At 72.7% G+C, this 21,438-nt stretch carries 19 protein-coding genes; 10 read left to right on the top strand and 9 right to left on the bottom strand.

Features of this window, described 5'->3' with window-relative positions:
- Positions 1-48 precede the first annotated feature (48 nt).
- From D9V37_RS09980 to D9V37_RS09960, 5 genes are all read left to right on the top strand, one after another.
- Positions 49-1,500 (top strand): cytochrome ubiquinol oxidase subunit I, encoded by a 1,452-nt coding sequence (locus tag D9V37_RS09980; protein WP_121806021.1) that lies wholly within the window; start codon positions 49-51, stop codon positions 1,498-1,500.
- A 13-nt stretch (positions 1,501-1,513) separates the two neighbouring features.
- Positions 1,514-2,515: a cytochrome d ubiquinol oxidase subunit II gene (cydB, locus tag D9V37_RS09975; RefSeq protein ID WP_121806020.1), complete on the top strand. Its 1,002-nt coding sequence runs from the start codon at positions 1,514-1,516 to the stop codon at positions 2,513-2,515.
- Positions 2,512-5,790, top strand: a complete 3,279-nt coding sequence (cydD, locus tag D9V37_RS09970; RefSeq protein WP_121806019.1) for a thiol reductant ABC exporter subunit CydD — start codon at positions 2,512-2,514, stop codon at positions 5,788-5,790. Before cydB ends, cydD begins: the two co-directional genes overlap by 4 nt.
- A complete protein-coding gene (locus D9V37_RS09965; protein ID WP_121806018.1) occupies positions 5,733-6,509 on the top strand; it encodes an alpha/beta hydrolase in 777 nt (258 codons plus the stop codon). Before cydD ends, D9V37_RS09965 begins: the two co-directional genes overlap by 58 nt.
- A 67-nt stretch (positions 6,510-6,576) precedes the next feature.
- Positions 6,577-7,020 (top strand): hypothetical protein, encoded by a 444-nt coding sequence (locus D9V37_RS09960; RefSeq protein WP_121806017.1) that lies wholly within the window; start codon positions 6,577-6,579, stop codon positions 7,018-7,020.
- Between the two features lie 7 nt (positions 7,021-7,027).
- Here D9V37_RS09960 and D9V37_RS09955 read toward each other — a convergent pair whose 3' ends face one another.
- From D9V37_RS09955 to D9V37_RS09945, 3 genes are read right to left on the bottom strand one after another with little or no spacing between them, the layout of a single operon-like run.
- Positions 7,028-8,719, bottom strand: coding sequence for a ribonuclease J (locus D9V37_RS09955; protein ID WP_121806016.1), 1,692 nt, complete (start codon positions 8,717-8,719; stop codon positions 7,028-7,030).
- Complete coding sequence (dapA, locus tag D9V37_RS09950) at positions 8,716-9,609, bottom strand: 4-hydroxy-tetrahydrodipicolinate synthase (protein WP_121806015.1); 894 nt, start codon at positions 9,607-9,609, stop codon at positions 8,716-8,718. The genes D9V37_RS09955 and dapA overlap by 4 nt, the downstream gene beginning before the upstream one ends.
- Positions 9,610-9,619: 10 nt before the next feature.
- A complete protein-coding gene (locus tag D9V37_RS09945) occupies positions 9,620-10,162 on the bottom strand; it encodes a gluconokinase (protein WP_232524844.1) in 543 nt (180 codons plus the stop codon).
- A gap of 184 nt (positions 10,163-10,346) precedes the next feature.
- Between D9V37_RS09945 and D9V37_RS09940 the strand changes: the two genes are divergently transcribed.
- Complete coding sequence (locus D9V37_RS09940; protein ID WP_147455914.1) at positions 10,347-10,907, top strand: hypothetical protein; 561 nt, start codon at positions 10,347-10,349, stop codon at positions 10,905-10,907.
- An 8-nt stretch (positions 10,908-10,915) separates the two neighbouring features.
- Here D9V37_RS09940 and D9V37_RS09935 read toward each other — a convergent pair whose 3' ends face one another.
- Together D9V37_RS09935 and D9V37_RS09930 are read right to left on the bottom strand one after the other, a co-directional pair.
- A complete protein-coding gene (locus D9V37_RS09935; RefSeq protein ID WP_121806012.1) occupies positions 10,916-11,380 on the bottom strand; it encodes a dihydrofolate reductase in 465 nt (154 codons plus the stop codon).
- 3 nt (positions 11,381-11,383) lie between these two features.
- Positions 11,384-12,193 carry a thymidylate synthase gene (locus tag D9V37_RS09930; protein WP_121806011.1) on the bottom strand — a complete coding sequence of 270 codons (810 nt, stop codon included), beginning with the start codon at positions 12,191-12,193 and terminating at the stop codon, positions 11,384-11,386.
- Between the two features lie 23 nt (positions 12,194-12,216).
- Here D9V37_RS09930 and D9V37_RS20665 point away from each other — a divergent pair, with 23 nt between their 5' ends.
- Both D9V37_RS20665 and D9V37_RS20660 read left to right on the top strand, forming a co-directional pair.
- Positions 12,217-13,056 carry a hypothetical protein gene (locus D9V37_RS20665; RefSeq protein WP_121806010.1) on the top strand — a complete coding sequence of 280 codons (840 nt, stop codon included), beginning with the start codon at positions 12,217-12,219 and terminating at the stop codon, positions 13,054-13,056.
- A complete protein-coding gene (locus tag D9V37_RS20660; RefSeq protein WP_121806009.1) occupies positions 13,053-13,595 on the top strand; it encodes a GNAT family N-acetyltransferase in 543 nt (180 codons plus the stop codon). Before D9V37_RS20665 ends, D9V37_RS20660 begins: the two co-directional genes overlap by 4 nt.
- Before the next feature lie 234 nt (positions 13,596-13,829).
- Here D9V37_RS20660 and D9V37_RS09915 read toward each other — a convergent pair whose 3' ends face one another.
- Together D9V37_RS09915 and dapB are read right to left on the bottom strand one after the other, a co-directional pair.
- Positions 13,830-15,455, bottom strand: a complete 1,626-nt coding sequence (locus D9V37_RS09915; protein ID WP_121806008.1) for a M4 family metallopeptidase — start codon at positions 15,453-15,455, stop codon at positions 13,830-13,832.
- Positions 15,456-15,633: 178 nt separating this feature from the next.
- On the bottom strand, positions 15,634-16,368 hold the full coding sequence (gene dapB / locus D9V37_RS09910) for a 4-hydroxy-tetrahydrodipicolinate reductase (protein WP_121806007.1): 735 nt from the start codon (positions 16,366-16,368) through the stop codon (positions 15,634-15,636).
- 165 nt (positions 16,369-16,533) lie between these two features.
- Between dapB and D9V37_RS09905 the strand changes: the two genes are divergently transcribed.
- Both D9V37_RS09905 and D9V37_RS20450 read left to right on the top strand, forming a co-directional pair.
- Complete coding sequence (locus D9V37_RS09905; protein WP_121806006.1) at positions 16,534-17,139, top strand: transposase; 606 nt, start codon at positions 16,534-16,536, stop codon at positions 17,137-17,139.
- Positions 17,136-17,657 carry a hypothetical protein gene (locus D9V37_RS20450; protein ID WP_198412479.1) on the top strand — a complete coding sequence of 174 codons (522 nt, stop codon included), beginning with the start codon at positions 17,136-17,138 and terminating at the stop codon, positions 17,655-17,657. The genes D9V37_RS09905 and D9V37_RS20450 overlap by 4 nt, the downstream gene beginning before the upstream one ends.
- An 81-nt stretch (positions 17,658-17,738) precedes the next feature.
- On the opposite strand, the gene D9V37_RS09895 is transcribed toward D9V37_RS20450, so the two are convergent.
- Entirely contained in the window at positions 17,739-19,073 is a 1,335-nt protein-coding gene (locus D9V37_RS09895; RefSeq protein ID WP_121806005.1) for a M16 family metallopeptidase, read from the bottom strand.
- Complete coding sequence (locus D9V37_RS09890; RefSeq protein ID WP_121806004.1) at positions 19,070-21,313, bottom strand: polyribonucleotide nucleotidyltransferase; 2,244 nt, start codon at positions 21,311-21,313, stop codon at positions 19,070-19,072. The genes D9V37_RS09895 and D9V37_RS09890 overlap by 4 nt, the downstream gene beginning before the upstream one ends.
- Between the last annotated feature and the right edge of the window lie 125 nt (positions 21,314-21,438).

Here is a 21,438-nt window from a genome sequence, read left to right as displayed (position 1 = left end):
GTTTACTACGAGCCGTAGTAACTACTACGTCTCGTAGGAGATCGCTCAATGGACGTTACCGACATCCTGCGCTGGCAGTTCGGCATCACGACCGTCTACCACTTCTGGTTCGTGCCGCTCTCGATCGGCCTCTCGGCGCTGGTCGCCGGCTTCGAGACCGCCTGGCTGCGCACGCACCGGCCCGAGTACCTGCGGCTGACGAAGTTCGTCGGCAAGCTGTTCTTGATCAACTTCGCCATCGGTGTGGTGACCGGCATCGTGCAGGAGTTCCAGTTCGGCATGAGCTGGAGCGACTACTCCCGCTTCGTCGGCGACGTCTTCGGCGCCCCGCTGGCCATCGAGGGCCTGCTCGCCTTCTTCTTGGAGTCGACCTTCCTGGGGCTGTGGATCTTCGGCTGGGACCGGCTGCCGCGCCCGCTCCACGCCGCCACGATGTGGATCGTCCACGTGGGCACCTTGTTCTCGGCCTACTTCATCTTGGCCGCGAACTCCTGGATGCAGCACCCGGTGGGCTACGCCTACAACGCGAGGTCCGGGCGCGCCGAGCTCGTCGACTTCTGGGCGGTCATGTTCAACAAGGTGCAGCTGGTCACCTTCCCCCACGTCATCCTGGCCGCCTACATGAGCGCCGGCGCGTTCGTGCTCGGCGCCGCCGGCTACCTGATGCTGCGCCCCGGCGGCGACCGCGACCGCGTGCACCGCACCGCGCTGCGCGCCGGCGCCGTCGTGATGCTGGTCGCGGGCCTCGGCGTCGCGATCACCGGCGACGCGCAGGGCAAGGTCATGACCGAGGTCCAGCCCATGAAGATGGCCGCGGCCGAGGCGCTCTACGACACCGAGCAGCCCGCGTCCTTCTCCGTGTTCACCGTCGGCACTCCCGACGGCACCCACGAGAAGTTCGCGATCAAGCTGCCGCGCCTGCTCTCGTTCCTGGCCACCGGCAGCTTCGACGGCAAGGTCATGGGCGTCAACCAGCTGCGCGCCCAGTACGAGAAGACCTACGGCACCGACCCCGGCGCGAGGTACTACTCCCCCTCGGGCTACGTGCCCTACATCCCGGTCACCTACTGGTCCTTCCGGTTCATGATCGGCCTGGGGTCGCTCGCCGCGCTGGGCGCCGCGCTGCTGCTGTGGGTCACGCGGCGCGGGCGGGTGCCCGCCGGCCGGCTCGCTCGCCGATGGCCCGCCTTCGCGGTCGCGATGCCGGTGCTGGTCGTGGCGGCCAGCTCCTTCGGCTGGCTGTTCACCGAGATGGGCCGCCAGCCCTGGGTCGTCTTCGGGCTGATGACCACCAGCCAGGCGGTCTCCCCCAGCGTCAGCACCACCGAGGCGTGGATCTCGGTGATCTCGCTGACCGGCCTCTACGCCGTGCTCGCCGTCATCGAGATCGGCCTGCTGGTCCGCACCGTCAAGGCCGGCGTGCCCGCCTTCGAGGAGCCACCCGACCCCTCGCTGTCGGGTCCGTCCGACGACGACGCGCCGCTGGCGTTCGCCTACTAGGAGAGGTTGCGTCATGGAGCTCACCACCGTCTGGTTCGCCCTCATCGCCGTGCTCTGGGTCGGCTACTTCACCCTCGAGGGCTTCGACTTCGGCGTCGGCATGCTGCTGCCCGTCCTCGCCCGCGACGACACCGAGCGTCGCGTGCTCTACAACACCATCGGCCCGGTGTGGGACGGCAACGAGGTCTGGCTGCTGGTCGCCGGCGGCGCCACCTTCGCGGCGTTCCCGAACTGGTACGCCACGCTGTTCAGCGGGTTCTACCTGCCGCTGCTGCTGATCCTGCTCGCGCTCATCGTGCGCAACCTGGCCTTCGAGTACCGCCACAAGCGCGACAGCGACGCCTGGCGCCGAGGCTGGGACACCGCACTGATCGTCGGCTCCTTCGTTCCCGCGCTGCTGTGGGGCGTGGCCTTCGCCAACCTGGTGGCCGGGGTCCCGATCGACCGGCACCAGAACTACACCGGCTCGCTGTTCACGCTGCTCAACCCGTTCGGGTTGCTCGGCGGCGTGGTGACCCTGCTCCTGTTCGTCACCCACGGCGCGATGTTCACCGCGCTCAAGACCGACGGCGACATCCGGCACCGCGCCCGGGCGCTGGCCGTGCGCACCGGCGTCGTGGCCGCCGTCGCGGCCGTGGCGTTCCTGGCCTGGACGCAGCTGCGCACCGGCACCGCCGGCTCCGCGGTCGTGTTCGTGGTGGCCGCACTGGCGCTGCTGGCGGCGCTCGCCGCGGCGGCCGCCGGTCGCGAGGGCTGGGCGTTCACCGGCACCTTCGTGACCATCGGTCTCGCGGTGGTCGGGCTGTTCCTGGCGCTGTTCCCCGACGTCATGCCCAGCTCCATCTCGGTGGCCTACTCACTCACCACGAGCAACGCCTCGGCCACCCCCTACACGCTCACCGTGATGACCTGGGTGGCGGTGATCTTCACGCCGCTGGTGCTGCTCTACCAGGCCTGGAGCTACTGGGTGTTCCGCCGCCGCATCGCGGTGCACCACATCCCGGCCGCGGCATGAGACCGCTCGACCCCGCGGTCCTTCCCCACCTCCGGCCGGCGCGGTGGTCCCTGGCGCTCGCCGTCGGCGCGGGCATGGCGGGCGGACTGCTCGCGGTCGCGCAGGCCTTCGCGCTGGGCACGCTGCTGGTGAGGCTGGTGCAGGGGCAGGCCTGGCACGCCGCAGCCGCGTGGCTCCTGGCGGTGGTCGCGCTCCGCGCGCTGACGGCGTACGCCGGCGACACGGCGTCGGCCACAGCGGCGGGCCGGGTCGCCGCGGCCCTGCGGCGCCGGGTGCTGCACGCGGCCCTGCGGATGGTGCCCGAGCGGCTGGCCGAGCGCGGGACGGCCGCGCTCGGGCTGCTGGCCACGCGCGGCGTGAGCGCGGTCGAGCCGTACCTCACCCGCTACCTGCCCGCCCTGGTCACCGCCGCCCTGCTGCCGCCGGCGACCCTGCTCGCGGTGTGGTGGCTCGACCCGCTCAGCGGGCTGGTCGTGCTGCTGACCCTGCCGTTGGTGCCGGTCTTCGCCGCCCTGGTCGGGATGGCGACGCGCGACCGCGCCGAGCGGCAGTGGCGCCGCCTCGGCGCGCTCTCGGGCCACTTCCTCGACGTCGTGCGCGGACTGCCGACGCTGGTGGCCCACCGCCGCGCCCGGGCCCAGGCCCGCACCATCGCCTCGGTGACCGACGCCTACCGCCGCGCCACCCTCGACACGCTGCGGCTGGCCTTCGCCTCCTCGTTCGTGCTGGAGCTGGTGGCCACGCTCTCGGTGGCGTTGGTGGCCGTCGAGGTCGGCGTGCGGCTCGCCGCCGGACACCTCGACCTGCGCACCGCGATGATCGTGCTGCTGCTCGCGCCGGAGGCCTACTGGCCGCTGCGCCGCGTGGGGGCGGAGTTCCACGCCGCCGCGGAGGGCCTGGCCGGGTTCGCCGACGCCGACGCCGTGCTGGCCGAGCCGACGGCGCCCACCCTCAAGGACGGACCGCTGGCGGCCCGCGACCTCACCCTCGGCTACCAGGGTCGTCCCCTGCTCCACCTGGACCACGTCTTCGCGCCGGGCGTCACCGCGGTCGTCGGGCCCTCGGGCTGCGGCAAGTCCACGCTCCTGGCGGCACTGGCCGGTCGGCTGACCCCGCTCGACGGACTCGTGACCTCCCCCGGCCCGGTGGCGTACGTGCCGCAGCGGCCGTGGCTGAGCGAGGGCACCATCGCCGAGAACGTGCGCCTCGGCGCGCCCGGACTCACCGACCACGAGGTCTGGTGGGCGCTGGAGGAGGTCGACCTGGGGGCCACCGTGGCGGCCCTGCCCGAGGGCGTGGCGACCCGGCTCGGCGAGGACGGTGCCGGCCTCTCCGCGGGCCAGCGCGCCCGGCTGGCACTGGCCCGCGCCGCGGCCTCGGGCCGGTCGGTCGTGCTGCTCGACGAGCCCACCGCCCACCTCGACCCGGTCACCGAGGCGGTCACCGTGCGCGTGCTGCGCCGGCTGGGCGAGCGCGCCACCGTCGTGGTCGTGGCCCACCGCGAGGCCGTCGTCGAGGCGGCCGATCAGGTGCTGGAGCTGCCGCCCATCACGGCCACACCCGCCACTCGTTCACCATGGCACCCTGGTGAACGAGTGACGGGCGTGGCGGCGCCGGTGGTCGGCGAACCCACTACCCCATCCCGCTTCGGCGCCCGCACCGCCACCCTGCTCGGCGCCCTCTCGCTGGCCTCGGGCGTCGCGCTCACCGCCACCGCCGGCTGGCTGATCACCCGCGCCGCGGCGCACCCGCCGGTGCTCGTGCTGACCGTGGCCATCGTCGGCGTCCGGCTCTTCGGCCTGGCCCGGCCGGTGCTGCGCTACGCCGAGCGGCTGGTCTCCCACGACGTCGCGCTGCGCCTGCTCGCCCGGCGCCGGGTCGAGGTCTACGAGGCGCTGGTGCCGCTGGTGCCGGGGGCGCTGGGACGTCGCCGCGGCGACCTGCTGACCGCCGTGGTCGACGACGTCGAGGCCGTCGTCGACGAGCGGCTCCGGGTGCGTCAGCCGCTGCTGACCGCGGCCCTGGTGGGGCTCGGCGCCGCGGGAGTGGTCGCCGCCGTCCGCCCCGCGGCCGCGATCGCGGTGCTCCTGCCGGTGGGAGCTGCCGCGGTGGCCGCCGCCGCGTCGTTCCTGGCCGCCCGCCGCACCGAGCCAGGCTGGGTGGCCGCCCGCGCGGAGCTCTCCACCCGCGTCACCACGCTGCTCGACGCCGCGCCGCAGCTGGTGCTCTGGGGCGCGCACCGCGAGGCCCTGGCCGGCGTCGACGACGCCTCGGGCCGCCTCGCCCAGGCCGCGCGGAGCAGCGCCCGGGCGAGTGCCGCCGGGCGAGCGCTGGTCGTGGCGGCGTGCGGAGCCGGTCCTGTGCTGGTCGGTCTGCTGGTGCCCGACCGCGCGGTCGGCGGTCCGGTGCTCGCGCTGCTGGCCCTGGTACCGCTGGCCCTGGTCGACGCGCTGCTGCCCCTGCCCGATGCGGCGGCGCTGGCCGTCCGGACCCGCGCTGCCACCGCGCGGCTCGACGCGCTGCTGCGCACCCCGGCGGCCGTCGTCGACCCCACCGCGCCGGCGAGGGCGCACGGCGGCGACCTGCGCCTGGCCGGGGTCGACGTCGACCGCGACGGCCGGGCCGTCCTGCGCGGCGTCGGCCTCGAGCTGTCCCGGGGCCGACGGGTCGGCGTGGTCGGCCCGTCCGGCTCGGGCAAGTCGACCCTCGCCGCCCTCCCACCCCGCTTCCTGGACGCCACGGCCGGGCTGGTGGAGCTGGGCGGCACCGACGTCCGACGGCTCGCGCTCGACGACGTCCGCGCCCGGGTCGGCGTCGTCGACGACGACCCGTACGTCTTCGCCACCACGCTGGGCGAGAACGTCCGCCTGGCCCGCCCCGGCGCCGACGACCGCGAGGTGGCCGACGCCCTGGTCACCGCCGGCCTCGGCGACTGGGTGGCCGGGCTGCCGGGCGGCACGGTCACCATGCTCGGCGAGGGCCACCACCAGGTCTCCGGCGGCGAGCGGGCCCGCCTGGGCCTGGCCCGGGCGATGCTGGCCGAGGCCGACGTCCTAGTCCTCGACGAGCCCACCGCCCACCTCGACACCGCCACGGCCCGCGCCGTCATCTCCGACGTCCTGGCGGCCACCACCGACCGGGCCCTGCTCTGGATCAGCCACGACGGCGTCGGCCTGCCCGCGATGGACCAGGTGCTCGATCTCGCGACAATGACGTCATGGCCCGGATCCGCTGCGACTTCTTCGCCGACTCCCTCGAGCTCTCGACCTCGATGACCGTGCTGCTGCCGCAGCCAGCCGAGCAGCAGATCGGGACGTCGGCCACGGTGCGCACCGGAGCGCCGCCGGTGCTCTACCTCCTCCACGGGCTCAGCGACGACGACACCGCCTGGACCCGCTACACCGGCATCGAGCGCTACGCCGAGGAGCGGGGGCTCGCGGTGGTCATGCCGCAGGTGCACCGCAGCTTCTACACCGACCTCGCCGACGGCCACGGCCGGTACTGGACGTTCCTCACCGAGGAGCTACCTGCGCTGGTCGAGCGGTTCTTCCGCGTCTCCACCGCGCGCGAGGACACCTTCGTGGCGGGCCTGTCGATGGGCGGGTTCGGGTCGGTGAAGTGGGCGCTGCACCAGCCCCAGCGGTTCGCGGCTGCCGCCAGCATGTCGGGCGCCCTCGACCTCGAACAGCTGATCGCCCTGGGCGACCGGGTCGAGCTGTTCGAGACCGTGCTCGCCGGCCGGTCGCTCGCCCAGACTGGCAACGACCTCTACGCGCTGGCCGACCGGGTGCAGGACGCGCCCGCGCTCTACGTCGGCTGCGGCACCGACGACGTGCGGCTGCTACCGGGCAACGAGGCATTCGCCGCGCACCTGGCCGAGCGCGGGCTCGACGTCACCACCGACTTCTCCCCCGGCGAGCACGTCTGGTCCTACTGGGACGCCGCCGTGCAGCGCGTGCTGGCCTGGTTGCCGCTGGACCGCGCCGCGGCATGACGCATCTCACCGGATGACCTGAGGATCTTTTCACCTCTTCATGTCTTCGACCTGGGAGACTGGTGAGGTGAGCCAGTCCTCGGAGCCGACGCGCCCGCGGCAGCGTCACCTGATGGACCCCGAGGTGCTGCGCCGCAACTACGAGCGCGCCGAGGCCGCGCGCCAGCAGGCGCTGCGCGAGGGCCGCACCCTCGACACCACCGGTGAGACCGTCTACCTCACCGACCGCCCCGACGACGGCCGCAAGCACATGCCCATCGAGCAGGTGCGCCGCATCATCATCGTCGCGCTGACGGTGGTGACCTGCTTCCACCTCTGCGTCGGCCTGGCGCTGGCGGGCATCCTGTCCGGCGATCGCGGCGCCGCGATCGGCCTCAACGCCGCCGCCGTGCTCACCGGCGTCTTCGCCGTCGTCTCCTCGCTGCTGGTCTTCCGACGTCCGTGGCTGTCGTGGTGGCTGCTGCTCGGCCCGGTGCCGGGTCTGGTGGGGCTCTGGTTCAGCTTCCGCTGACCACGCCCTACGCCTCCAGCACCACCGGCACGATCATCGGCCGGCGGCGGTGGGTGTTCGACACCCAGCGACCCACCACGCGGCGGATGGTCTGCTGCAGCTGGTGGGGGTCGGTGACACCGTCGCTCACCGCCTGGGTGAGCGCGTCGATGATCGGCTGCCGGATCGCCCCGAACGTCTCGTCATCCTCGGCGAAGCCGCGCGCGTGGATCTCCGGGCCGCTGACCACCTTGCCGTTGACCGAGTCGACGACGGCGATGACGGAGATGAAGCCCTCCTCGCCCAGGATGCGCCGGTCCTTCAGCGAGGTCTCGGTGATGTCGCCCACCGAGGAGCCGTCGACGTAGACGTAGCCGCACTCGACGGCCCCGGCGATGCGCGCGCGCCCGTCGACCAGGTCGACCACCACGCCGTCCTCGGCCAGCACGATGTTGTCGGCCGGGACACCGGAGAGCTCGGCCAGCTTGGCGTTGGCCACCATGTGGCGCACCTCGCCGTGCACCGGCATCACGTTGCGGGGCTGCACGATGTTGTAGCAGTAGAGCAGCTCACCGGCGCTCGCGTGACCGCTGACGTGGACCAGGGCGTTGCCCTTGTGCACGACGTCGGCCCCCAGCCGCGTCAGTCCGTTGATGACGCGGAAGACCGCGTTCTCGTTGCCCGGGATCAGCGAGGAGGCCAGGACGACGGTGTCGCCGGGCTCGATGTGCACGAAGCTGTGGCTGCGCTGGGCGATCCGGGCCAGCGCCGAGAGCGGCTCGCCCTGCGACCCGGTGGAGATCATCACCACCCGGTCCGGCGGCATGTCGGCCAGCTCCTTGGCGTCGACCAGCAGGCCCGGCGGCACGTCGAGGTAGCCCAGGTCGCGGGCGATGCCCATGTTGCGGACCATCGAGCGTCCGACGTAGGCCACCTTGCGGCCGTTGGCCGCGGCCACGTCCATCACCTGCTGCACGCGGTGCACGTGGGAGGCGAAGCAGGCCACGATGATGCGCTGCTTGCTCTTGGCGAACACGCGGTCCAGCACCGGCTTGATGTCGCGCTCGGAGGTGGTGAAGCCGGGCACCTCGGCGTTGGTGGAGTCGGTCAGGAACAGGTCGACCCCGGCCTCCCCCAGCCGCGCGAACGCCCGCAGGTCGGTGATCCGGCGGTCCAGCGGCAGCTGGTCCATCTTGAAGTCGCCGGTGTGGAGCACCACGCCGGCCCCGGTGCGGATGACCACCGCCAAGGCGTCCGGGATGGAGTGGTTGACCGCCACGAACTCCAGCTCGAAGGGGCCGAACGTGATCTGCTCGCCCTCGCTGACCACCGCGCGCACGGTGTTCTTGAGCCGGTGCTCGCGCAGCTTGGCCTCCACCAGCGCCAGGGTCAGCTGGGACCCGACGACGGTGATGTCCTCACGCTCGCGCAGCAGGTAGGGCACCGCGCCGATGTGGTCCTCGTGGCCGTGCGTGAGCACCACCGCCTCGACGGCGTCGAGCCGGTCCCGGATCGACTCGAAGTCGGGCAGGATCAGGTCGACGCCGGGGTGGTGGTCCTCGGGGAACAGCACGCCGCAGTCGACGATCAGCAGCCGGCCGTCGTACTCGAAGACGGTCATGTTGCGGCCGACCTCGCCGAGACCGCCGAGCGGGGTGACGCGGAGCCCGCCGGAGGCGAGCGGGGACGGTGCGGAGAGCTCTGGGTGGGGGTGGCTCAAAGAAGCTGCGCTTTCTCTAGGGATTCACGGAGTGCGGCCACCTCGACCTCGTCGAGGGCGACGAGCGGGCCGCGGACGTTGCGGTTGTCCAGGACGCCGAGCAGCTGCAGGGCGGCCTTCGCGGTGGTGGCGCCGTAGTTGGCCACCCCCATCATCGCCGTCATCGCCGGCACCAGCGCGGTGAAGGCGGCCAGCGCCGCCTGCGGCTCGTCGGCGTCGAAGCGGGCGATGACCTCGCGCAGCTGCTCGCCGGCGGCGTGGCCGACCACCGAGACCAGGCCGCAGGCGCCGTGGGCGAGATAGCCCAGCAGCAGCCCGTCGTCGCCGGAGTAGACGTCGTAGCCCAGCTCGCGCAGGGCGATCGTCGCGGTCGGGTCACCCGTGGCGTGCTTGACGCTGGTGACGGTGTCCAGGAGCCTGGCCTGCTCGTAGACCGAGGCCGGGATGGCCTGGCCGGTGCGGCCGGGCACGTCGTAGAGCATCACCGGCAGGTCGGTGGCACGGGCCACCTCGGTGAAGTGGTGCAGGATCCCCGCGGGGCCCGGCTTGTTGTAGTACGGCGCGACCAGCAGCACGGCGTCGACGCCGACCTTCTCGGCCTGCAGCGCCAGCTCGACCGAGTGCGCGGTGGAGTTCGTGCCGATGCCGGCCACGACCGTGCCGCGCTCGCCCACCGCGTCCTTGACCGCGCGCAGGATCTCGCCGTCCTCGGGCACCGTGGTGGTCGGCGACTCCCCGGTGGTGCCGCTGACCACGACGCCGTCGTGACCGTGCCGCAGCAGATGGTCGGCGATCGCGGCGGTCCCGGCCAGGTCGACCGACCCGTCGGCGGCGAACGCGGTGGCCATCGCCGTCAACATGCGACCGTACGGCGCGGCGGGCAGGCTCATGGGCCTCAGGCTATCGGGTGAGCGCCGCGACGGCCTGCGCCACCAGCGCCTCGGGGCCGTCGGCGACGTCGAGGCGCACCCCGGCCTCGTCGGCCTGCAGCGGCTCCAACGTCGCGAGCTGGCTGTCCATCAGCGACGTCGGCATGAAATGCCGCTGCCGGCCGGCCTGACGCGCCCGCAGCAGGTCGGGGTCGCCGTCGAGGTGCACGAAGAACGCGGTGTCGGCCGTGCGCCGGATCCGGTCGCGGTAGGCCCGCTTGAGGGCCGAGCAGCTGGCCACCACCGGCCCGGGCGCGTCCCGCATCGCCTGGGCGACCAGGTCCAGCCAGGGCCAGCGGTCCTCGTCGGTGAGCGCGTGGCCGGCGCTCATCTTGGCCTTGTTGGCCGCGGGGTGCAGGTCGTCGCCCTCGACGAACTCGGCCTGCAGCGCCCGCGCCAGTTGCTTTCCCACCGTGGTCTTCCCCGAGCCGGAGACGCCCATCACCACGATCCTGGCTGGCTGAGCGCCGGCCGGTTCGGTCCCGGGCCGTTGGGTGCTGGTGGGTTCGCTCACCCGGGTCATCCTGCCTGCCTTGGTTGCAGAGGGTTCGGGCGCTGGCTCGAGAGAGGGTCACATACCCGGCTCCATGTGACCCTCTCTCGAGTCAGCGGACGTCCCTCCTGCCGGAAGCCGCTCCACCGGACCCGACCCAGCTACTCCTCGTCGACTGTCGGTGGGGCTCCCTACGGTCGCAGCCATGAACGCAGCAGAGCCACGCGCGCCGGCTCTCAGCGGACGCGAGGCGAGGATCCGGCTGCGGCGAGCAGGCTTCGGGGACCGGCAGGCCCGCGAGGTGCTGGCCAGCGGCCTCGCCGGGAGCCCTCGCCGCCAGGGCCGCGCGCTGCTCTACGAGACCCACCGCGTGGCGGCGCTGGCAAGCCGCCCGGTGCTCGGGGCCGCCACCCTCCGCCGGGAGTGCCCACGCGGCTGGTTCGTGGCCCGTCGCGGCGAGCCGGCCAGGCTCGCTACGCGCGCCGACCAGCTGAGCGCTCTCAGCGAGGGATGGGACGACGTCTCCTTCTGGACGATGTTCGCGATGGGCTACGACCTCGATCGCAGCCGAGGACCGTTCGCCTTCATCGCCACGGTGGGCGGCTGTGTCTACTTGGGTGCGGATCTGGTGGGACTGCAAGGGCGGCGGCTCGTCCTGGCCGATCCCGGCCCGTGGTTCGAGGTGTTCCGCGGCACGCGGCTGCCCACGGGGCCCGGCCGCCCGTGGCACATCCGACTGCACGAGGACGCCGCCCGAGCGGCCTAGATGCGGACCTACCGCACCCGCTCCAGCCACACCCGGTCGTACTCGGGCCGCGTGGCCTCGCGCCGGACCTCGCGCCACTCCTCGGCCGAGTACGCCGGGTAGCGGACGTCGCCGGGCGGCGCGAGGTGGACGAGGCTGAGCACCTGCGCGTCGGCCAACGGCATCGCGGCGGCGTAGACCTGGGCGCCGCCGGCCACCATCACGTCGCCGGCGGCCACGGCCAGCGCCTCCTCGACCGAGTGAGCCACCAGCACGCCCTCGGCGGCCCAGGCGGGGTCGCGGGTGAGCACGACCGTGGTGCGGCCCGGCAGCGGCCGGCCGATCGACTCGTACGTGGTGCGCCCCATCAGCAGGGTGTGGCCCATCGTCAACGCCTTGAACTCCGCCTGCTCTCCCGGGATGCGCCACGGGATGCGAGGACCGTCGCCGATGACACCGTTGTCGGCCACGGCGGCGACGAGTGTGACTCTCACCGCTCAGACCGCGATCGGGGCCTTGATCGCGGGGTGCGGGTCGTAGCCGTCGACGCGGACGTGCTCGAGGTCGAAGCCGTCGATCTCGGTCACCGACGGGTCGAGCCACAGGCTCGGCAGCGGCCGCGGCTCCCGGGTGAGCTGCAGCCGCGACTGCTCGAGGTGGTTGGTGTAGAGATGCGCGTCGCCGAGGGTGTGGACGAAGTCGCCGACCTCCAGCCCGGCCACCTGGGCGACCATGTGCGTCAGCAGCGCGTAGGAGGCGATGTTGAACGGCACGCCGAGGAAGACGTCGGCCGAGCGCTGGTACAGCTGGCACGACAGGCGCCCCGGGCCGTCGGGCTGCGGTGCCACGTAGAACTGGAACATCGTGTGGCACGGCGCCAGCGCCATCTCCGGGATGTCGGCGACGTTCCAGGCCGAGACGACGTGCCGGCGCGAGTCGGGGTCGCGGCGCAGCTGGTCGAGCACCAACCGGATCTGGTCGACGTGGCGGCCGTCGGGGGTCGGCCACGAGCGCCACTGGTAGCCGTAGACGGGTCCCAGGTCGCCGTTCTCGTCGGCCCACTCGTCCCAGATCGTGACCCCGCGGTCCTGCAGCCACTTGACGTTGGTGTCACCGCGCAGGAACCACAGCAGCTCGGCGAACACCGAGCGGGTGTGGACCTTCTTGGTGGTCACCAGCGGGAACCCCTGCCGCAGGTCGTACCGCGTCTGGTGGCCGAACACGCTCAGCGTCCCGGTGCCGGTGCGATCGCCCTTCTCCACGCCCTCGTCGAGGATCCGGCGGAGGAGGTCGAGGTAGGCCCGCATGGGAGCCACTCTAGGGTCGTCGTATGGTCCTCGGTCTCGGCGCCGCGCTGCTCGCGGCGCTGCTCTACGGTGTCGCGGCCGTGGCCCAGGCCGTGGCGGCCCGCCGGCTGCCGGCGCTGGAGGACGGCGTGGGCCGGGTGGCCGGGAGAGCGGTACGCGACCCGCTGCTGGTCGGGGCGGTCGTCGCCGACCTGGTCGGCGCCCTGCTCCACCTGGTCTCGATCGAGAACGCCCCGCTCTACGTCTCCCAGGCCGGGGTGGCGGCGGCCCTGCCCATCACGGCGCTGACCTCGGCGATCTGGGTCCGCGAGCGGCTCACCGCCCGCGACTGGGCGGCGGTGGCCGCCACGTTCGGCGGCATCGCGGTGCTCGCCGTCGACGCCGGATCGGTGGGCAGCACCTCGCGGGTGACCCCGCTGACGGTCGTGCTCTACGTCGGTCTGGCCGTGGTCCTGGTGACCGCGGCGGCCGCCTACCGCGGCCAGGGTCGCACCGCCGCCCTGGTGCTCAGCTTCTTGGGCGGACTGGGCTACAGCGGCACCGCGCTCGGCGCCCGGCTGCTGGGCGACGCGGGCGGAGCCGTGGCGTGGGGCGTGCTGGCCGTGCTCATCGCCGGCTGCGGTATCACCGGCTACTGGCTCTACTCCTTCGCGATGCAGCGGATCTCCGTCGCTGCTGCCAGCGCACCGCTCATCCTCACCGAGACGCTCGTGCCCACCGTGGTCGGCATCGCACTGCTGGGCGACGACGTGCCGGCCTGGTGGGCGGTCGTCCTCGGCCTGCTGCTCTCGCTGGCCGGCGCCCTCTACCTCGGCGGCTTCGAGGGCCGGCTACAGCACCCACCCGTGGAGGCCACGACGTGAGCGCCGACGTCTCCTGCCGTATCGCCTGGGCCGACGACGCGCCCGCCGTGGCCGCCGTGCAGGCGCGCGCCTGGCGCACCTCCTACGCCGGGCTGCTGCCCGCCGACCTGCTCGACGCCCTCGACCCCGAGGAGCTCGCCGAGGGCTGGCGCACGGCGCTGGTGCGCCCGGCCGACGCCCGGCAGCGAGTGCTCGTGGCCCTGGAGCGCAACACGGTCACCGGGTTCGCGCTGACGATGCCCGCCACCGATCCTGACGCCGACCCGGTGGCCGAGGGCGAGATCGGCGACCTGACCATCGACCCCGATCGCCGCGGCCAGGGCCACGCCTCGCGGCTGGTGCAGGCCTGCGTCGACACCCTGATCGCCGACGGCTTCGTGCGCGCGCTGAGCTGGGTGAGCACCGGCGACGACGACCTTCGTCGGTTCCTGGTCGACGCCGGCTGGGCCCCCGACGGCGCCCACCGCGAGCTGGACCTGCGCGGCGACGGCGAGGTGCGCGTCAAGCAGGTGCGCCTGCACACCACGATCGCGGGCTGAGGACGCAAGGACCGGCTCGCACCACCACGGGGACGTGGTGCGAGCCGGTCGAGTTCCTTCGCGGGGTCGGGCGGTGATGCCTGGCTGCTGCATCGGGTTGTGGCGCCCCGAGATGGCGCCGCATCCCTTGCCCGGTCGACCAGCTGACCGACCGGGCGGCACGGAGCCCGTGTGCCCAGCACGGGCTCCGCGCCTGATCATCTGCGCACAGGGGGCGCAGATGTCTGTGGGCGGTTAGCTGACGTTCACCGCGCTCCAGGCAGCGGCGACGCCGTTGTACTGCGTGCTGCCGGAGCCATAGAGGTCCTTCGCCGCACTCAGCGTCGCCGTGCGGGCCTGGGCGTAGGTCGTGCTGGAGGTGAAGTAGGTCGTCAGCGCGCGGTACCAGATGGCGGCGGCCGCGGTGCGGCCGATGCCGGAGACGGCGGAGCCGTTGCAGGTCGGGGAGTTGTAGCTGACGCCGTTGAGCGTCTTGGCCCCCGACCCCTCGCTGAGCAGGTAGAAGAAGTGGTTGCCGATACCCGAGGAGTAGTGGACGTCGGCGCTGCCGGCCGTCGCCGACCAGCAGTTCAGCGAGCTGCCGTCGGAGGCCGGGTTGTCCATGCGGCGGAAGCCGACATGCTTGGTCAGGTCGAACTGCTCGCCGATGAGGTAGTCGCCCGGGTCCTTGGCGTTGTTGGCGTAGAACTCCACCATCGTGCCGAAGATGTCGCTGGTGGCCTCGTTGAGGCCGCCCGACTCCCCGGAGTAGGTCAGCCCGGCCGTGTTCTCGGTGACACCGTGCGACATCTCGTGGCCGGCGACGTCGAGGGAGACCAGCGGGCCGTAGTCGGTGCCGTCACCGTCGCCGTAGGTCATCTTCGTGCCGTCCCAGAACGCGTTGACGTAGTCCTGGCCGTAGTGCACCCGGTTGTAGGAACCCTTGCCGGTGCCGAAGATGCCGTTACGACCGAACGTCGACTTGTAGTAGTCCCAGGTCTTGTCCGAGCCGTACTGCGCGTCGGCTCCGGCGGTGGCCCGGTTGCTGTTCGACCCGTTGCCGAAGGTGGTGGTGGAGCTGGTGAACAGGGTGCCGGTCTTGCACCCGCTGCCGAGCACCTGGCACAGGTAGGAGTCCTCGGCGTTCTTCATGTCGGTGGTGTAGGTGTTGCCCCGGCTGGCGCTCTTGAGCTGGTAGGTGGAGCCGGACTTGGTCAGGTCCAGCGGCACGGTGCCCGAGTAGAGCGTCACGCCGTTGCCGTCGACGGTCTCGATCTGCTGCTCGCTGCGCAGCTGCTTGCCGGTACGGGCGTCGACGTAGTGCGCGATGCGGCTGGGGGTGCCGTCGGCCTGCGTGCCACCGGTCTTGACGACCCAGGCCAGGCGCGGCGCGTGACCGGCCGCGTCGACGACCAGCCGCGGCTTGCCGGCGGCCTTGGCGAACTTCGCCTTGGCCTGGTGCGCGGTGACTCGCGGCTTGGTCGAGAGCGAGATGGCCCGGCGCAGCGTCTGGCTGGCGCCGAGCACTCGGCCCGATGCGCTGCGGTGGACGATCAGGTCGCCGCCGACCACCCGCAGCCCGTGGTACGTCCGGTTCAGGTGCACGTGGGTGGCACCGTCGGAGTCGCGGGTGGCGTCCTTGACGCGCAGTCCCTCCCCGGCGCCGATGCGCAGCGCCCGGGCGTGGCTGCGCGCGGCGGAGATCGCCGAGCGGGCGTCGGCGCCGGTGGCCGCGATCAGCCGCGAGGACACCCGCTGGTGGTCCTGCAGCGAGGAGGGCGCCGCGGAGGCGGAGCCGGTCAGCTCGAGGCCGACGCCGGCGGAGGCGAGGGCGACGACCGCGGCCGAGGCGGCGAGTCGTCGGGTGTGCGTGGTGGGCATGACGTCCTTTTCGAGGGTGGGCAAGGCCCCTGGGCCGGGCGCCACGGGGAGCACGAGGCGCTTGCGCCAACTCTCGTGCACCTCTCACGGCATGCGGAACGGTGCAACCGGTTCACGTCTGTGCCGTGCAGAATCCTGCAAAACACCCGTACACCGCACGGGCGGTGCCGCCGTCGGGCTAGTCGAGGAAGGCCTCGAGGCCCACGGTGAGCCCGGGCGCGGCCGTGATCCGGCGCAGCGCCAGCAGGACGCCGGGCGTGAAGGAGACCCGGTCCAAGGAGTCGTGCCGGATGGTCAGCGTCTCGCCGACGCCACCCAGCAGCACCTCTTGGTGCGCCACCAGCCCGCGCAGCCGGACCGCGTGGACGCGCACCCCGTCGACCTCCGCACCGCGGGCCCCCGGCAGCCCCGTGCTGGTCGCGTCGGGCGAGACGGCCAGGCCCGCCTCGGCCCGGGCGCGCGCCACCAGCTCGGCCGTGCGGCGCGCCGTCCCCGACGGCGCGTCGGCCTTGTCGGGGTGGTGCAGCTCGACGATCTCCACCGACTCGTAGTAGCGCGCGGCCTCGGCGGCGAAGCGCATCGTCAAGATCGCACCCACCGAGAAGTTCGGCGCCACCAGCACACCGACACCGGACCCGTCGAGCCAGTCCTCGAGCTGGGCCAGCCGCGCCTGGTCGAAGCCGGTCGTGCCGACGACGGCGTGGATGCCGTGGTCGATGCAGAAGCGGAGGTTCTCCATCACCGCGTCGGGGTGGGTGAAGTCGACGACCACCTGCGCCCCCGCCTCGACCAGCGCTTCGAGCTCGTCCCCGACGTCGACCTGCGCCACCAGCGTCAGGTCGTCGGCGGCCGACACCGCGGTGCACACCTCGCGGCCGACCTTGCCCCGCGCCCCCAGGACGCCCACCCGCACCGTGCTGCCAGTGCTGCCAGTGCTGCCAGTGCTTCCAGTGCTCACGTCACCCGACCCTAGTGTCCGATCACGGCGGACCACATCAGATCTCAACCTGATACTCTGATATTCAAGGCTTTGACCTAATACGGGCTCACATCAGGCCCTCACCTGCAGGAGGCCGCCATGCTCGTGGTCGTCACGGCCGACCAACGGCACAGCCGTCGCGGGCCCGACCGGGTGCCGGCGATCCTCGACGCGCTGCGCGCGGTGCCGACCTCTCCCCCGCACCGCGGCTTCGAGCGCACGGCGGGCGACGAGGTGCAGGGGGTCCTCGGTCACGGCGACGACGTGGTCGCCGTCCTGGAGCAGCTGCTGCGCCACGGCGGCTGGCGCGTCGGTGTCGGCGTCGGCGAGGTCGAGCACCCCCTGCCACGCAGCACCCGGGCCGGACGCGGCGCAGCGTTCCTGCACGCCCGCGACGCCGTGGAGGCGGCACGCTCCCAGCCGGGCCGGCTGGCCGTGCGTGCCGACGACGACGTCGCGGCGGGGCGGCTGGAGACAGTGGTGCTGCTCTGGGCCGACCTGCTCACCCGCCGCACCGCGGCCGGATGGGAGGTGGCCGACCTCCTGGCCGGCGGCCTCACCCAGCCCGAGGTGGCCAACCGGCTGGGGGTGACGCAGTCGGCGGTGAGCCAGCGAGCGGCCACCGCCGCGGTGTCGTTGTCGGTGCGGGGGGGAACACTGGCCGCCGAGATGATCGACGAGCTCGTGGGAGGTGAGCCGGCATGACCTACGCGGTCGTGGTCGTCACGATCTTCGTGCTGGCGCTCACCACGCCGTGCTGGTGGCCCACCGATCCCCGCCTGCACCGGCTGGGTGCCGCCGCCGGCGGACTGCTGCTGGCCGGTCTCTGGGTGAGCGGGCTCTACGTCGTCGGCGAGCAGACCGCCCCGGCGGTGCGCGACTCGGCCCTCACGCTGCTCGCCGTCGCCGCTGTCGTGGCGGGCGGGCCGGTCACCGCCGGGCTGCTCCTGGCCCTCGAACGTCCCGGCGACGTCGCCGCCGAGGTCCTGCGCGGCGGCGCCTGGATCGGGCTGCTCGAGCGGGCGGCCGTCTTCGTGTGCGTCCTGAGCGGCCACCCGGAGGCCGTCGCCCTCGTCGTCGCGGTCAAGGGCCTGGGCCGCTACCCCGAGCTGCGCAGCGCCGACGCCGCGCGCGGCGCCGCCGAGCGCTTCATCGCCGGCACCCTGGCCAGCCTGCTCTGGGCCGGCACCTGCGCCCTGGTCGCCCTGCGCCTGGGCAGCTGAGCCCACGCGCCGTCGGGCCGGGGCGGTCGCGGTGGGGTGGTCTCGACCACCCCGGCCGTCGCGCCACCGAGCCGAGTCGAGCTAGGCGGGTCCCACCAGGGCCAGGGTCTCGCGCCCGGAGAACAGCTCACCGGCCACGGTGCGGACGTCGTCGAGGGTGACGCCCTCGATCCGCTCGAGCACCTCGTCGACGCCGAGCAGCCGCTCGTGGAACAGTTCGGCCTCGCCGAGCCGCGACATCCGCGAGCCGGTGTCCTCCAGGCCCAGCACCAGGCCGCCTCGCAGCTGACCGCGGGCTCGGACCAGCTCGTCATCGGTGATGCCGGACTCGGCCACCTTCGCCAGCTCCGCGCGCGAGACGGCGAGGACGTCGGCCACCTTGCCGGGCAGGCAACCCGCCGCGACGCCGACCATGCCGGAGTCGGAGTAGGCCGAGGCGAAGGAGTAGACCGAGTAGGCAAGGCCGCGCTGCTCGCGCACCTCCTGGAACAGCCGCGACGACGTGCCGCCGCCCAGGGTGGCATTGAGCACGCCGAGGGCGTAGCGACGGCTGTCGGAGCGGGTGATCCCGCGCATCCCGAGCACCAGGTTGACCTGCTCGGAGGCCCGCGTCGCGCGCACCTCGCCCGGTCGCAGCGCCCGCGGCGAGCCGGCGACCCGCGGCGCCTCGGGACGAGCGTCGGCGGCGTCGAGGAAGCCGTGGCGCGAGAACGCCTTGCGCACCAGCCGGACCACCTCGGTGTGGTCGAGGTGACCGGCCACGGCCACGGTCGTGCGGGGTGCGGTGTAGTGACGCCGGTAGTAGCGCTGCACCTGGGCCCGGGTGAGCGCCCGGATGGTGTCGGGGCGACCGGCGATCGGCTTGCCCAGCGGCACGCCGGCCCAGGCGTGCTCGGCGAAGAGGTTGTGCACGACGTCCTCGGGGTCGTCGTCGTGCATCGCGATCTCGTCGAGGATGACCTCGCGCTCGGCGTCGACGTCGGCGGCGCTCACCAGCGAGGAGGTGAGCATGTCGCCGAGCACGTCGACCGCCATCGGCAGGTCGTCGTCGAGGACCCGCGCGTGGTAGCAGGTGTACTCCTTGGCGGTGTAGGCGTTGAACTCACCGCCCACCGCGTCGAGCGCGGCGCTGATCTCCATCGCCGTGCGCTCGGGGGTGCCCTTGAAGAGCAGGTGCTCGAGGAAATGCGAGGCACCCGAGAGCGTGGGCGCCTCGTCGCGCGAGCCGACGCCCACGAAGACGCCGACGGCCGCCGAGCGCACGCCCGGCAGGTCCTCGGTGACCACGCGCAGACCGCCGGGCAGCACGGTGCGCCGCACGCGGCTCACCACCTGCCCGGCGTCGTCGCGCGTGCTGAGCAGCGTCCGGGTGGAACCCGGACGCTGCTCGTGCGCGGGTGGGACGGAGCGGGTCACTCGCCCTCGGCGGCGGCCTCGACCGAGTCCTCGCTGAGCTCGGCGCTCGCGGAGTCCTCGTCGACGACCGGCACCAGCGAGAGCTTGCCGCGGTCTTGGATCTCGGCGATCTCCACGGAGATCTTCTGGCCGACCGAGACGACGTCCTCGACGTTGTCGACGCGCTTGCCGCCGGCCAGGGCGCGCAGCTTGCTGATGTGCAGCAGGCCGTCCTTGCCGGGCGTGAGCGAGACGAACGCACCGAAGTTGGTCGTCTTGACGACGGTGCCGAGGTAGCGGTCGCCGACCTCGGGCATCGTCGGGTTGGCGATCGCGTTCACCGCGGACCGGGCGGCCTCGGCGGCCTCACCGTTGGTGGCACCGATGTAGATGGTGCCGTCGTCCTCGATGGTCAGCGAGGCGCCGGTGTCGTCCTGGATCTGGTTGATCACCTTGCCCTTGGGGCCGATCACCTCGCCGATCTTGTCGACCGGGATGTGGATGGTGATGATCCGCGGGGCGTGGACCGACATCTCCTCCGGCGCCTCGATGGCCTCGGCCATGACGTCGAGGATGGTGAACCGGGCGTCGCGCGCCTGGGTCAGCGCGGCGGCCAGCACCTCGGCGGGGATGCCGTCGAGCTTGGTGTCCAGCTGCAGCGCGGTGACGAACTCCCGCGTGCCGGCGACCTTGAAGTCCATGTCGCCGAAGGCGTCCTCGGCGCCGAGGATGTCGGTGATCGCGACGTACTGCGTGGAGCCGTCGACCTCACCGGAGATCAGCCCCATCGCGATGCCCGCCACGGGCGCGCGCAGCGGCACACCGGCCTGCAGCAGCGACAGCGTCGAGGCGCAGACCGAGCCCATCGAGGTCGAGCCGTTGGAGCCCATGGCCTCGGAGAGCTGCCGGATCGCGTAGGGGAACTCCTCGCGCGTGGGCAGCACGGGCAGCACCGCACGACGAGCCAGCGCACCGTGGCCGACCTCGCGGCGCTTGGGCGAGCCCACGCGACCGGTCTCGCCGGTGGAGAACGGCGGGAAGACGTACTTGTGCATGTACCGGCGCTTCTTCTCCGGCGAGAGCGTGTCGAGCTGCTGCTCCATGGTGAGCATGTTCAACGTGGTGACGCCCAGGATCTGGGTCTCGCCGCGCTCGAACAGCGCCGAGCCGTGCACCCGCGGGATCACGGCCACCTCGGCCGAGAGGGTGCGGATGTCGGTCAGGCCACGACCGTCGATGCGGACCTTGTCGCGCAGCACGCGCTCGCGAACCAGCTTCTTCTGCACCGAGCGGAACGCGGCGCCGATCTCCTTCTCGCGACCCTCGAACTGGCCGCCGAGGCTCTCGAGCAGGGAGGCCTTGACCTCGTCGATGCGCTCTTCGCGCTCCTGCTTGCCGGCGATCTGCAGGGCCGGGGTCAGGTCGGCGGTGGCGGCGGCCTCGACGGCGTCGTAGACGTCGTCCTCGTAGTCGAGGAACACCGGGAAGTCCTGCACGGGCTTGGCGGCCTGCTTGGCCAGCTCGGCCTGCGCCTCGCACAGCTGGCGGATGAAGGGCTTCGCGGCGTCCAGGCCGCTGGCCACGATCTCCTCGGTCGGCGCCTGCGCACCGGACTGCACGAGGTTCCAGGTCTGCTCGGTGGCCTCGGCCTCGACCATCATGATGGCGACGTCGCCGGTCTCGGTGACGCGACCGGCCACGACCATGTCGAACACGGCGCCCTCGAGCTGCTCGTGGGTCGGGAACGCCACCCACTGGCCCTCGATGAGCGCGACGCGGGTGCCGCCGACCGGGCCGGAGAACGGCAGGCCGGAGAGCTGGGTGGAGGCCGACGCGGCGTTGATCGCCAGCACGTCGTAGGGCTGGTTGGGGTCGAGCGCGAGGACGGTGATGACCACCTGGACCTCGTTGCGCAGGCCCTTCTTGAACGTCGGACGCAGCGGCCGGTCGATCAGCCGGCAGGTGAGGATCGCGTCCTCGCCGGGGCGACCCTCGCTGCGGAAGAACGAGCCGGGGATCTGCCCGACCGCGTACATCCGCTCCTCGACGTCGATCGTCAGGGGGAAGAAGTCGAACTGGTCCTTGGGGTGCTTGCCGGCCGTGGTGGCCGACAGCAGCATCGTCTCGTCGTCGAGGTAGGCGGTGACCGAACCGGCCGCCTGGCGGGCCAGCAGCCCGGTCTCGAACTTGACGGTGCGCTGGCCGAACTTGCCGTTGTCCAACACGGTCTCGACGGCCGTGATCTCGGGAGCCTCGCTCACGAGGTACCTCTTTCTCTTCGTGGAGCACACGTCGCGCAGCGATCAGAGGCCGGTCTTCGATCGAGGCCCGCGGAAGTCGCCTTCCGAGAGCCACTACCGAGGACCGGGGCGCCGGGGCGCGCGCT

The organism is Nocardioides mangrovicus, assembly GCF_003674065.1.
GTDB lineage: Bacteria > Actinomycetota > Actinomycetes > Propionibacteriales > Nocardioidaceae > Marmoricola > Marmoricola mangrovicus.
This window is presented reverse-complemented; position numbering and strand designations above follow the sequence as displayed.

Coding starts and splice junctions, on each gene's coding strand:
- D9V37_RS09980 (WP_121806021.1), top strand. CDS start 49: ATGGACGTTACCGACATCCTGCGCTGGCAGTTCGGCATCACGACCGTC.
- cydD (WP_121806019.1), top strand. CDS start 2,512: ATGAGACCGCTCGACCCCGCGGTCCTTCCCCACCTCCGGCCGGCGCGG.
- cydB (WP_121806020.1), top strand. CDS start 1,514: ATGGAGCTCACCACCGTCTGGTTCGCCCTCATCGCCGTGCTCTGGGTC.
- D9V37_RS09930 (WP_121806011.1), bottom strand. CDS start 12,193: ATGCGGGCCTACCTCGACCTCCTCCGCCGGATCCTCGACGAGGGCGTG.
- D9V37_RS09915 (WP_121806008.1), bottom strand. CDS start 15,455: ATGCCCACCACGCACACCCGACGACTCGCCGCCTCGGCCGCGGTCGTC.
- D9V37_RS20665 (WP_121806010.1), top strand. CDS start 12,217: ATGGTCCTCGGTCTCGGCGCCGCGCTGCTCGCGGCGCTGCTCTACGGT.
- D9V37_RS20450 (WP_198412479.1), top strand. CDS start 17,136: ATGACCTACGCGGTCGTGGTCGTCACGATCTTCGTGCTGGCGCTCACC.
- D9V37_RS09940 (WP_147455914.1), top strand. CDS start 10,347: ATGAACGCAGCAGAGCCACGCGCGCCGGCTCTCAGCGGACGCGAGGCG.
- dapA (WP_121806015.1), bottom strand. CDS start 9,609: ATGAGCCTGCCCGCCGCGCCGTACGGTCGCATGTTGACGGCGATGGCC.
- D9V37_RS09905 (WP_121806006.1), top strand. CDS start 16,534: ATGCTCGTGGTCGTCACGGCCGACCAACGGCACAGCCGTCGCGGGCCC.
- D9V37_RS09965 (WP_121806018.1), top strand. CDS start 5,733: ATGGCCCGGATCCGCTGCGACTTCTTCGCCGACTCCCTCGAGCTCTCG.